The sequence below is a fragment of the Pseudomonas sp. TE36184 genome, assembly GCF_054060055.1.
The window spans coordinates 5,560,645-5,573,496 of the sequence record NZ_JBSSCU010000001.1 but is presented as its reverse complement, the minus strand read 5'-3'; the positions used below and the strand labels follow the sequence as shown (position 1 = coordinate 5,573,496).

The 12,852-nt window shown below is 58.7% G+C and carries 8 protein-coding genes and 1 other RNA gene; all 9 read left to right on the top strand.

Annotated features, from left to right (window positions below; all coding sequences use genetic code 11):
- The first annotated feature begins 6 nt into the window (after positions 1–6).
- Positions 7–1,701, top strand: coding sequence for a lactate permease LctP family transporter (locus tag ACVWZP_RS25155; RefSeq protein ID WP_017847401.1), 1,695 nt, complete (start codon positions 7–9; stop codon positions 1,699–1,701).
- Positions 1,702–1,837: 136 nt separating this feature from the next.
- Positions 1,838–2,662 (top strand): (Fe-S)-binding protein, encoded by an 825-nt coding sequence (locus tag ACVWZP_RS25150; protein WP_046382035.1) that lies wholly within the window; start codon positions 1,838–1,840, stop codon positions 2,660–2,662.
- Positions 2,659–4,110 (top strand): LutB/LldF family L-lactate oxidation iron-sulfur protein, encoded by a 1,452-nt coding sequence (locus ACVWZP_RS25145; RefSeq protein ID WP_017847399.1) that lies wholly within the window; start codon positions 2,659–2,661, stop codon positions 4,108–4,110. The genes ACVWZP_RS25150 and ACVWZP_RS25145 overlap by 4 nt, the downstream gene beginning before the upstream one ends.
- Positions 4,110–4,781 carry a LutC/YkgG family protein gene (locus ACVWZP_RS25140; protein ID WP_046382033.1) on the top strand — a complete coding sequence of 224 codons (672 nt, stop codon included), beginning with the start codon at positions 4,110–4,112 and terminating at the stop codon, positions 4,779–4,781. Before ACVWZP_RS25145 ends, ACVWZP_RS25140 begins: the two co-directional genes overlap by 1 nt.
- Entirely contained in the window at positions 4,778–7,588 is a 2,811-nt protein-coding gene (locus ACVWZP_RS25135; protein WP_457370231.1) for an FAD-binding and (Fe-S)-binding domain-containing protein, read from the top strand. The genes ACVWZP_RS25140 and ACVWZP_RS25135 overlap by 4 nt, the downstream gene beginning before the upstream one ends.
- A 137-nt stretch (positions 7,589–7,725) precedes the next feature.
- Positions 7,726–8,010 carry a hypothetical protein gene (locus tag ACVWZP_RS25130; protein ID WP_046382031.1) on the top strand — a complete coding sequence of 95 codons (285 nt, stop codon included), beginning with the start codon at positions 7,726–7,728 and terminating at the stop codon, positions 8,008–8,010.
- A 102-nt stretch (positions 8,011–8,112) separates the two neighbouring features.
- Positions 8,113–8,506, top strand: a transfer-messenger RNA (tmRNA) gene (gene ssrA / locus ACVWZP_RS25125).
- 378 nt (positions 8,507–8,884) lie between these two features.
- Positions 8,885–10,156 (top strand): hypothetical protein, encoded by a 1,272-nt coding sequence (locus ACVWZP_RS25120; RefSeq protein ID WP_046382030.1) that lies wholly within the window; start codon positions 8,885–8,887, stop codon positions 10,154–10,156.
- Positions 10,157–10,464: 308 nt separating this feature from the next.
- Complete coding sequence (hsdR, locus tag ACVWZP_RS25115) at positions 10,465–12,831, top strand: EcoAI/FtnUII family type I restriction enzme subunit R (protein WP_457370230.1); 2,367 nt, start codon at positions 10,465–10,467, stop codon at positions 12,829–12,831.
- Positions 12,832–12,852 lie beyond the last annotated feature (21 nt).

The following is a 12,852-nucleotide window of genomic DNA, read 5'->3' as shown; positions in this document are numbered from 1 at the left end:
CCCCATATGCAAACCTGGCAACAGCTCTACAGCCCGCTCGGCAGCCTCGGCCTGTCCGCACTGGCCGCCGTTATTCCAATCGTATTTTTCTTCCTGGCTCTGGCCGTGTTTCGCCTTAAAGGCCACGTCGCCGGCAGCATCACGCTGGCGCTGTCGATCCTGGTGGCGATCTTTGCCTTCCAGATGCCGGTGGACATGGCACTGGCCGCTGCCGGCTATGGCTTTGCCTACGGCCTGTGGCCCATCGCCTGGATCATCGTCGCTGCGGTATTTCTCTACAAACTGACAGTCAAGAGCGGCCAGTTCGAGATCATCCGCAGCTCGGTACTGTCGATCACCGACGACCAACGCCTGCAGGTCCTGCTGATCGGCTTCTGCTTCGGCGCCTTCCTGGAAGGTGCCGCCGGCTTTGGTGCTCCCGTGGCGATTACCGCCGCGCTGCTGGTCGGCCTGGGCTTCAACCCGCTGTACGCCGCCGGCCTGTGCCTGATCGCCAACACCGCGCCCGTCGCTTTCGGTGCCCTCGGGATTCCGATCATCGTCGCCGGGCAAGTGACCGGCATCGACGCGTTCAAGATCGGCGCCATGACTGGTCGCCAATTGCCACTGCTGTCGCTGTTCGTTCCGTTCTGGCTGGTGTTCATGATGGACGGCCTGCGCGGCGTGCGCGAAACCTGGCCGGCCGCCTTGGTGGCAGGCTTGAGCTTTGCCATCACCCAATACTTCACCTCCAACTTCATCGGCCCGGAACTGCCGGACATCACCTCGGCCCTGGCCAGCCTGGTTTCCTTGACTCTGTTCCTGAAAATCTGGCAACCCAAGCGCACCGCCGGCGCGCAGATTGCCGGTGCGACCTCCAGCGCAACGATCACCGCCAGCGCCGGCGGCTTCGGCCTGCCACGCAGCACTGTCGCTTCGCCCTACAGCCTGGGGCGAATCTTCAAAGCCTGGTCGCCGTTCCTGATCCTGACGGTGCTGGTGACCATCTGGACCCTCAAGCCCTTCAAGGCGATGTTCGCCGCAGGCGGCTCGATGTACAGCTGGGTGTTCAACTTTGCGATCCCGCACCTGGACCAACTGGTGGTCAAGGTTGCGCCTATCGTGACCAACCCGACGGCCATCCCCGCGGTATTCAAACTGGACCCGATTTCAGCGACCGGCACTGCGATTTTCTTTTCCGCGCTGATCTCGATGCTGGTATTGAAGATCGACATCAAAACTGGTCTTACCACTTTAAAAGAGACCTTCTACGAACTGCGCTGGCCGATCCTGTCCATCGGCATGGTGCTGGCGTTCGCGTTCGTCACCAACTACTCGGGCATGTCCTCGACCATGGCATTGGTCCTGGCCGGCACTGGCGCAGCCTTCCCGTTCTTCTCGCCGTTCCTCGGCTGGCTGGGGGTTTTCCTGACAGGCTCCGACACCTCGTCCAACGCCCTGTTCAGCTCGTTGCAAGCCACCACCGCCCACCAGATCGGTGTCAACGACGTCCTGCTGGTCGCGGCAAACACCAGCGGCGGCGTGACCGGCAAGATGATTTCGCCGCAATCGATCGCTGTGGCTTGCGCCGCTACCGGCCTGGTCGGCAAGGAATCCGACCTGTTCCGCTTCACCCTCAAGCACAGCCTGTTTTTCGCCACCATCGTCGGGCTGATCACACTGGCCCAGGCCTACTGGTTCACCGGCATGCTGGTGCATTGAGACCACAGGTAATCACGCAATAACCGACGCCGAACCGCGATTTCGGCGTCAGCTCTCCACAACCCCTCTGCCGGGCCGCTGAACACGCTGCGGCCCTGACGGACGGACAACCGGGACCACCCGGAGAACGCGCCTGATGAGCGAGCTTTTTTACAACGCCGTGCCGAATGCCACCCGTGTCGCGCCGCCTCTGGCCGAGCCACGCGAATACCCCCACGAAAAACCGCAGAAGGTCTACCTGTTCGGCACCTGCGTGGTCGATCTGTTTTATCCCGAAGCCGGCATGGACGCGATCCACCTGCTGGAACGCGAAGGGATCTGCGTGGATTATCCCCAAGGGCAAAGCTGCTGCGGGCAACCGGCCTACACCTCGGGCTATACCGACCAGGCCCGACAAGTGGCACGCGCGCAACTGGCGCTGTTCGCCGGTGACTACCCGGTGGTGGTGCCATCCGGCTCCTGTGCCGGCATGTTACGTGAGCACTACGCCGACCTCTTCAAGGACGAACCCGACACCCTCAAACAAGTACAGGCCCTCGCGGCCCGGACTTATGAGTTGGCGGAGTTCCTGTTGTTCGTGTGCAAGGTGCAACTCAACGACAGCGGGGCGCCGGTCAAGGTCGCCCTGCACACGTCGTGCTCCGCGCGTCGGGAAATGAACACCCACCTTCACGGCCGCGAACTGCTGGCCCAATTGCGCAATGTCGAACGCGTCGACCACAGCCACGAAAGCGAATGCTGTGGCTTTGGTGGGACGTTCAGCGTGCGTATGCCAGACATTTCCGGCGCAATGGTGGCCGACAAGACCCGAGCCTTGCAGGACTCCGGCGCCCATCAAGTACTGAGTGCTGATTGCGGTTGCCTGATGAACATCAATGGCGCTCTGGAGAAACAACAGGCGGCCTTACGCGGGCAACACCTGGCCAGCTTTCTCTGGCAACGCACCGGGGGTGAACGATGAACGCCGCGCTGATTCCCACCGTCGAGGTGTCGGAAGACTTCCGCACCCGCGCCCACCAGGCACTGGGCGACGCGCAACTGCGAAACAACTTTCGCAATGCCATGGATTCCCTGATGAGCAAACGGGCGGCGTCTTTCAGCGACGCCCACGAACGCGAACACCTGCGCGCCCTCGGTAACGCGGTGCGCGCCCGCGCCCTGTCGAAGCTGCCCGACCTGCTCGAACAACTGGAAGCCAACCTGACCCGAAACGGCGTGACCGTGCATTGGGCAGAAACGGTTGAAGAGGCCAATGCGATCGTGCTGTCGATCATCCGCCGGCGCGAAGCCACGCAGGTGATCAAAGGCAAATCCATGGTCAGCGAAGAGATGGAGATGAACCACGTACTCGCCGCCCAAGGCATCGAATGCCTTGAGTCGGATATGGGTGAGTTTATTGTTCAACTCGACCATGAGAAGCCGTCCCACATCATCATGCCGGCGATCCACAAGAACGCCAGCCAGGTCGCGTCGCTGTTCCACGAAAAACTCGGCGTGGAGTACACCAAGGATGTCGACCAGTTGATTCAGATTGGTCGCCGCGTGCTGCGGGAAAAGTTCTTCGAAGCGGATATCGGCGTCTCCGGCGTCAACTTCGCCGTGGCCGAAACCGGCACGCTGCTGCTGGTGGAAAACGAAGGCAACGGGCGTATGTCGACCACGGTGCCACCCGTGCATATCGCCGTGACCGGCATCGAGAAGGTCGTGGAAAACCTGCGCGACGTGGTGCCGTTACTGTCGCTGCTGACCCGCTCCGCGCTCGGCCAGCCGATCACCACCTACGTCAATATGATCTCCGGCCCGCGCAAGGCCGATGAGCTCGACGGCCCCGAAGAAGTCCACCTGGTGCTGCTGGACAACGGACGCAGCCAGGCGTTTGCCGACAGCGAATTGCGTCAGACGCTCAACTGCATTCGCTGCGGCGCCTGTATGAATCATTGCCCGGTGTATACCCGAATCGGTGGCCATACCTACGGCGAGGTCTACCCCGGCCCTATCGGAAAAATCATCACACCGCATATGGTCGGCCTGGCAAAAGTACCGGACCATCCCAGTGCGTCTTCGTTGTGCGGTGCTTGTGGAGAAGTGTGTCCGGTAAAAATTCCGATCCCGGCCTTGCTGCGCCGTCTGCGGGAAGAGAACGTAAAAGCGCCGGATAGCCCACACCCCGTGATGCGCGGCCAAGGCAGCAAGTATTCGCGCCAGGAGCGGTTCATCTGGAACGCCTGGGCCAAGCTCCACAGCTCACCGACGCTGTACCGCCTGTTCACATTCGCCGCCACGCGCCTGCGCGCCCTCGTACCGAACAACGTCGGGCCATGGACGCAAAACCATAGCGCGCCTAAACCCGCTGCCCGTTCGCTGCATGACCTGGCACGCGAGCATTTGGCCAAACAGGGAGCGCGTTGATGAGCGCAAAGCAAAATATCCTCGGCAAATTGCGCCACAGCCTGACGGGCACAACACCAGTGCCCGACAACTTCGATGAGACCCTGGTCACACAGATCTACACCTACCCGCCAGAGCAGCGCATCGCACAATTGCGCAAGCTGATGGAGGCGGTGCATACCGAGATCCACCTGACCCGCGGCGCCGAATGGCCAGCTTTACTCGCGCAGCTGCTGCAAAAACGCGAGCTGCCCAGCCTGCTCATCGCGCCGACAACCGAGCATGGGCGGCGCATCGCCGAACACTGGTCGAACCATCCGCAATTGCCGCAGCTCAAAGCCTACGACCGCCCTGTGGAAGAATGGAAAGCCGAGCTGTTTAATGACACACCGGCCAGCCTGACCACGACCCTCGGCGCCATCGCCGCCACCGGCAGCCTGATTCTGTGGCCCACGCGGGAAGAACCGCGACTGATGAGCCTGGTGCCGCCGGTACACTTTGCACTGCTCAAGGCCAGCGAGATTTACGACAACTTTTATCAGGTCCAGCAGCAATTCGCCTGGGCCCAAGGCATGCCCACCAATGCCCTGCTGGTGTCCGGCCCGTCGAAGACCGCTGACATCGAACAAGTTCTGGCTTATGGCGCCCACGGTCCGAAGGACCTGGTGGTGCTGATCCTGGAGGACCAATGAGTCTGCCTGCCGCTTTCCTTGCTGACGTCGCACAGCTGATCCCGAAAATTCGTCGCTTCGACGACCCACTTTCCACCTTGGCATTTGGCACAGACGCCAGCTTTTACCGACTGATCCCACAGCTGGTGATTCGCGTCGAGTCGGAAGACGAAGTCGTGGCGCTGCTGAAACTGGCCCAGCGCGATCATGTTCCGGTGACCTTCCGCGCAGCGGGCACCAGCTTGTCCGGGCAGGCCATCAGCGATTCGGTGCTGATCGTACTGGGGGACAACTGGAACGGCCGCGAAATTCGTGGGCAAGGCACGCAGATCCGCCTGCAACCCGGCGTGATCGGCGCCCAGGCCAACGCCTGGCTGGCGCCATTCGGGCGCAAGATCGGGCCGGATCCGGCGTCGATCAACGCCTGCAAAATCGGCGGCATCGTCGCCAACAATGCCAGCGGCATGTGCTGCGGTACGGCGCAAAACACCTACCACACCCTGGCCGGGATTCGCCTGGTGCTGGCCGACGGCAGCCGCCTGGACACCGAAGATGCCGCCAGCGTCGCGGCATTTCGTCAGCAGCACGGCGCGCTGCTTGAACGCCTGGCCACACTCGGGCGGGAGACGCGGGCAAACGCTGAACTGGCCGCCAAAATCCGCCACAAATACCGTCTGAAAAATACCACCGGCCTGTCACTCAACGCCCTGGTGGATTTCGATGAGCCGCTGGATATCCTCAGCCACCTGCTGGTGGGCTCCGAAGGCACCCTGGGCTTTATCAGCGCAGTGACTTACGACACCGTCATCGACCACCCGAACAAAGCCTCGGCGCTGATCGTATTCCCCGATGTCGAGACCTGCTGCAATGCGGTGACCGTCCTGAAAACCCAACCGGTCTCAGCGGTTGAGCTGCTCGACCGACGCAGCATGCGTTCGGTGCAGGACAAACCCGGCATGCCCGCCTTCGTACAACATCTATCGGAAAATGCCTGCGCACTGTTGATCGAATCCCGTGCGGCATCGCCCTCTTTGCTCCAGGAGCAACTGGCGCTGATCATGGCGTCCCTGGCGGCGTTCCCAGTGGAAAAACAGGTCGACTTCACCGAAGACCCGGTGGAAAACGCCCGCCTGTGGGCGATCCGCAAAGACACCTTCCCCGCCGTCGGCGCCGTGCGCAAAACCGGCACTACGGTGATCATCGAAGACGTGACGTTCCCGGTCGAGCAGTTGGCCATCGGCGTTAACCGTTTGATCGAGCTGTTCGACAAACACCACTACGACGAAGCCATCCTTTTCGGACACGCTCTGGAAGGCAATCTGCACTTTGTGTTCACCCAAGGCTTCAACAGCAGCGAAGAAGTCGCACGCTACCAAGCGTTCATGGACGACGTCGCCCAACTGGTGGCCGTAGAGTTTGGCGGCTCACTGAAAGCCGAGCATGGCACCGGCCGCAACATGGCGCCGTTCGTCGAGCTGGAATGGGGCAGCGACGCCTATCAACTGATGTGGCAACTCAAACGCCTGCTCGACCCCAACGGTATTCTCAACCCGGACGTGGTGCTCAGCGAAGATCCGCAGATCCACCTTAAACACCTCAAGCCGCTGCCTGCCGCCGACGAGCTTGTGGATAAGTGTATCGAGTGCGGTTTCTGCGAGCCGGTATGCCCGTCGAAAGGCCTGACCTTGAGCCCGCGCCAGCGCATCGTGATCTGGCGCGATATCCAGGCGAAGAAACGCGCCGGCATCGACACCACTGAACTGGAAACGGCCTACCACTACCAGGGCATCGACACCTGCGCCGCCACCGGGTTATGCGCCCAGCGCTGCCCTGTGGGAATCAACACCGGCGACTTGGTGAAAAAACTCCGGGCCCGCGACGCCGACCATACGAAAACCGCCGAATGGTTGGCCACCCACTTCGCCACCGCGCTGCAAGGCGCGCGCTTTACCCTGCACGTCGCCAACGGCGCACGCATGCTGTTGGGCGCGCCGCGCCTGGCCAAGTTGTCGGCCACAGTGAGCAAGTTGTCCAAGGGACAAATCCCACAATGGACCAACGCCATGCCGCAACCGGAAAAAGCCATTCGCTTCAGCCCGGCAGTGACCGATGAGCGGCCACGCGTGGTCTACCTCGCGGCATGCGTCTCACGCGCCATGGGCCCGGCGGCTGGCGATAAAGAGCAAACGTCGCTGTACGACAAAACCCGCGGCCTGCTGGAAAAAGCCGGCTACCAAGTCGTCTTCCCCGACAACCAGGACAACCTGTGCTGCGGCCAGCCTTTCGCCTCCAAGGGCTATGCCGAACAGGCCGAACACAAGCGCCAGGAACTGATCGGCGCCTTGCTCCACGCCAGCCGCGGCGGCCTCGACCCGATCTACTGCGACACCAGCCCCTGCACCCTGCGCCTGGTGCAAGACCTGGGCGAAACACGCCTGGACCTGTACGACCCGGTACGATTTATCCGCACGCACCTGATGGACCGCCTCGACTTCACACCGCAGGAAGCACCGATCGCCGTACACGTCACTTGCAGCACCCAGCACCTCGGGGAAAGCCAGGCCCTGATCGACCTGGCCCGCCGCTGCGCGAAAACCGTGGTGATCCCGGAAGGCATCCACTGCTGTGGTTTTGCCGGCGACAAAGGCTTCACCACCCCGGAACTCAACGCCCACTCCCTGCGCTCGCTGAAAGACGCCGTGCAATATTGCAGCGAAGGCATCTCCACCAGCCGCACCTGCGAGATCGGCCTGAGCCAGCATGGCGGCATCGATTACCACGGGCTGGTCTACCTCGTGGACCGCGTAACCCGACCGAGGGCGCACTAATCCTGCATAAAAACAGAACCCCAGCGCAGCGGCGTAGTCATCTGCATAGGCCTCGGCGATCGAGGCTCATCAGTGATGTCGCTGGCAGCCCTTGAACGCCAGCAGCGTCGAGCCCTTTTTCGCAAGGAGATACCCTTATGAAGCATTCCGCTCTTGCTGGCGTGTTCATTACCGCTGCGATGCTGGCCTCACCGGCGTTTGCCGCCGGAAAAACCGACCAGCTTTGTCAGATTAATCTCGACAAAATCAACAACGGCAAAGCCCTGCTCGCCACCGACACCACTGGCAAAAGCGGCGAAATCGACACCGCCGTGTCTCAAGCCAAAGCCGCCCAAGCAGCAGGTGATGACAAGAGGTGCATAGAGATCACGTCCAAAGCCCTGCAAGACCTACAGAACAGCGACAAAGGCGCCAATCAGTAACACCCCGACGCTCATGGCCAACCTTCGGGTTGGCCTTCTGTGACCGTTTGGCGTACACTGCACAGGCTTGTCACTCACTAAGAAACAACGAGTTACAAGCACGGGGCCGTTTAGGATTCGACGCCGGTCGCGAAACTTTAGGTGCATGCCGAGTTGGTAACAGAACTCGTAAATCCACTGTTGCAACTTTCTATAGTTGCCAATGACGAAACCTACGGGGAATACGCTCTCGCTGCGTAAGCAGCCTTAGCCCTTCCCTCCTGGTACCTTCGGGTCCAGCAATCATCAGGGGATGTCTGTAAACCCAAAATGATTGTCATATAGAACAGAATCGCCGTGCAGTACGTTGTGGACGAAGCGGCTAAAACTTACACAACTCGCCCAAAGCACCCTGCCCGTCGGGTCGCTGAGGGTTAACTTAATAGACACGGCTACGCATGTAGTACCGACAGCGGAGTACTGGCGGACGGGGGTTCAAATCCCCCCGGCTCCACCAATTAAAACACCAGAGAAGCCCGCCCAGTGCGGGTTTTTCTGCATCTGTAGAATGATAAGTTTGACGGTTGTTGTGGACTGATGTGGATTCTCGCAAGGTTCAGCGGCTTTTCAGCCCCCCCCCCCCCCGGCGTCCTGCCGACTGAACACAAAGCCACAAAAATATCAGCCCTGACACACCTCGCGTTCGCTTATAGAATCCGGGCCGTTATCAATTTGCCCCAGGTCACGCGGAGAAAGAGAAGTCATGCAAGTCAAAACTCAAGCCTACAGGCCTGATACTGAGTTTTGACAAGAACTCCGGTTTCATTAGAATTGCGCACCTCACAATGCCAGATCGACCAAATGGCATGCGACTTCAAGGAAGGAGCGCTATCAGATGACCGATGTCCCCACCGCGTCCCCCCCACCCGAAACGCCAACTGAGACATCGGGGCCTACTAGCTACCGGCAAGCGCTGTCTGGACTGCTTGCTGATATCAAATGGTGGTTTCCCCTCGCAGCGACATTAATTTCAATTTCACTTCTAACCAAGTATTTGTGGCTTATCCATCACCCAGAATTGATTCTGAGCTCTCTGGGAAACCCATCAAACCTCGTAGCTTGGTTGTTTTTTGCTTTACTCGTTCTAGCTTCGCTGCTGCTAATCGTATCAGTGCCGTCGCTAGCCTTCATGATGTGTATTACGCAATGTTCGCCTGGGAGGGAGTTGGAAAAAACGCTCGCCTTTCGATTTAGTCTTATTGTCGGTGTAGGGTATGGACTCCTCTCGCTTAACCTACTGGGATCAACCTTTGATATAACCTTTGCTCATGGGTACTTTTTCATATTTGTGGCATTCGCTGCCGCTTGGGCCGCGTGGCATGTCCTCAGCAGCGAAGCGTCACTCAAGAGAAAGGTACTTGAGCTGTCACCTGGGCCTCGTAAACCTTGGCATAGAAAAGTCTATTGTACCGCCAGACTTGGCTGGCTCGGTGTATTGCTCGCTTTTACCTCAATGAGCGGAGTGTTTCCGGCTCAACTGGGCATCATGGCTTGGCGCGGCGGAGAGAACGGCTGGGAAGCGCGTGGAGCGATCGGCGTTTGCTTGTTGATCATGTGTCTTTACCTAGCTCCTGTTATGTTTTTCTATTTATCGGAAGGCACCGTGCTCCAACGCACTGGTCGAGCGGCTCTTGCTCTGCTGGTATGCGTTTTTGCCAATGCCGTTTTACTTCCTGCCATCTTAGATGTGTGGGTATATTCGGCTGGCAACCTGATTAAGATCAGGGACAATACCGAGCTGAGCTATGTTTTGGACGAAAAGGACTACCCACAGGAGATCTTTAAAAAACACCTCTGGCAGCTGGAGGCTTATGGAGGGCCCAATGGCCTGTACAGCGTGAGGGCATTCCGTCAGTTTCGCTTCGGGGACATATTGTTGATTTGCCCTGGCCGCTACAGAAATGTCAGTCTGAAGGAGATCGGTAACTACGCGCATCTGTGCGTTACGTTGTCTGATGCCAAGGTGAAAGTGGCGGCGCCTGTTGTCGGCAAGGACATCGCATTGCTCCCCAAGCCGGAGTGCACTTTGGCGGTTCAAACGCCTACACGTCCTCCGCTGCTGATTAAAAACACAGGGACGTGCCTGTACAGAAGTTTTTATAGGTAAACGTATCCGCCATGCGAATCAGGTACGAGTCGGGGCTCTGGCGTCAGCTTTAATCAGTGTCTTTCGCCTGATCTCAAGCTATTTTGTTGACGCTCGCCGTATTAAATTGCTTTCTACTGGTTTAACACAACCATACATATAAACCTTTATGAACCTCGGTCGATGTACATTTTGTACGGAGGGGCATTAACCACCGAAATCCAATCTTCCCCCGTGCCACTATCAAACAAGGTACATTTACGCCCATCGAGCATGATCAGCAGTGCCGGAATGGAGCGACCAGGCCGGCTTGAAAGGGAATTGGGGTTATGGACAAAAAGTCGCTTTCCGAGCGGGATATCTGCAGCAAGTACATCGCCCCAGCCGTTCAGCAAGCTGGATGGGACATGCACAAGCAGGTGCGCGAGGAAGTCAGCTTTACCAAAGGCCGTATTATCGTCCGAGGCAAACTTCACAGCCGTGGCGAAGCACGCCGCGCGGACTTCATCCTCTACCACCAGGTCAACCTACCTATCGCTGTGATCGAGGCAAAGGACAACAAGCACTCTATTGGCTCCGGTATGCAGCAAGCCCTGGGCTATGCAGAGGCGCTGGACGTACCGTTCGTGTTCTCCAGCAATGGCGATGGTTTCCTGTTTCACGACCGCAGTGGCACAGGCAGTCAGGTAGAAACCGAACTCACCCTTGATCAATTCCCCAGTCCTGCCGAACTTTGGAACCGCTACTGCCAGTGGAAGGGGCTGGATACAACAGCCCAACACAAGATCGAAGCGCCCTACTACGACGACGGCTCCGGACGCATGCCGCGCTACTACCAGATGAATGCCATCAACCGCACCGTCGAGGCTGTAGCGCGTGGGCAAGACCGTATCCTACTGGTTATGGCCACGGGCACCGGCAAGACCTACACAGCTTTCCAAATCATCTGGCGACTGTGGAAATCGAAACAGAAGAAACGCATCCTGTTTCTGGCTGACCGCAACATCCTGGTCGACCAGACCAAGAACAACGACTTCAAGCCCTTCGGCCAGGCGATGACCAAAATCGCCAGACGCCAGATTGATACCTCCTACGAGATCTACCTGTCGCTCTATCAAGCCGTCACCGGCACTGATGAAGAGATGAACATCTACAAGCAGTTCTCCCGCGACTTCTTCGACCTGATAGTGATCGACGAATGCCACCGTGGCAGCGCCGCCGAGGATTCCGCCTGGCGTGAAATCCTCGACTACTTCTCCAGCGCTACCCATGTTGGCCTTACCGCCACACCGAAGGAGACCAAAGAGGTATCCAGCATCACCTACTTCGGTGAACCGATTTACAGCTACACCTTGAAGCAAGGCATCGAAGACGGCTTTCTCGCCCCCTACAAAGTGGTGCGCATTGACTTCGACAAAGACCTGCAAGGCTGGCGCCCGCCCAAGGGCATGCTCGACAAAAACGGCGAACTGATCGAAGACCGCATCTACAACCTCAAGGATATGGACCGCACCCTGGTTATCGAGGCGCGCACCCAACTGGTGGCGCAGAAGGTCACCGAACTCCTCAAGGCCACCGATCCGTTTCAGAAAACCATCGTCTTCTGCGACGACATCAACCACGCCGAGCGCATGCGCCAAGCCCTGGTCAACCTCAACCCCGAGCGTGTGGCCGAGAATCGCAAATACGTCATGCGTATCACCGGCGATGACCAGGAAGGCAAGGCCGAGCTGGATAACTTCATCAACCCGGAAGAGCGCTACCCGGTGATTGCCACCACCAGCAAGCTGATGACTACCGGCGTCGATGCTCAGACCTGCAAGCTGATCGTGCTCGACCAGCACATCAAATCGATGACCGAGTTCAAGCAAATCATCGGTCGAGGTACTCGCATCAACGAGGAGTACGGCAAGTACTGGTTCACAATCATGGACTTCAAAAAGGCCACCGAGCTATTTGCCGACCCGGCCTTCGATGGAGACCCTGTGGTGATCTACGCGCCAGAAGGCGATGACTCCCCCGTACCGCCTGATGACCCGCTTGCCGATGAAGATGGCATCAGCGCAGGCAACGATAACGAGGGTGATGACCTGGATTTTACCGGCGAAGATGAGGGCAAAAAACGCATCAAGTACGTCATCGACAACGTCCCGATTTATGTCATCGCCGAGCGTGTGCAGTATTACGGCCCGGATGGCCGACTGATCACAGAATCGCTCCACGACTACACCCGCGCATGTGTGCAAAAGCAGTTTGCCTCGCTGGATGACTTCCTCCGGCGTTGGAGTGATGCCGAACAGAAGAAAGCCATCATCGAGGAGATGGCCGTCCAGGGCGTGATGTGGGAAGCCTTGGCCGAAGAAGTGGAAAAGAAACAGGGCAAGCCGCTCGATCCGTTCGACCTCATCTGCCACGTCGCCTTCGATCAGCCTGCCTTATCACGGCGTGAGCGAGCCGAGCAGGTGAAAAAAAGAAACTATTTCGCCAAGTATTCTGGCGCAGCACGCCAGGTGCTGGAGGCGTTGCTGGATAAATACGCCGATACCGGGATCGAGCATATTGAGGACATCAAAATCCTCCAGCTCGACCCTTTCAGCCAGTTCGGTGCGCCCATCGAGCTGGTCAAGGCTTTCGGTGGCAAGGCTGGCTACAACAAGGCTATCCACGAGCTGGAAGACGAACTTTACGCAAGCTAACGGCCAACTGCCGACGACCTG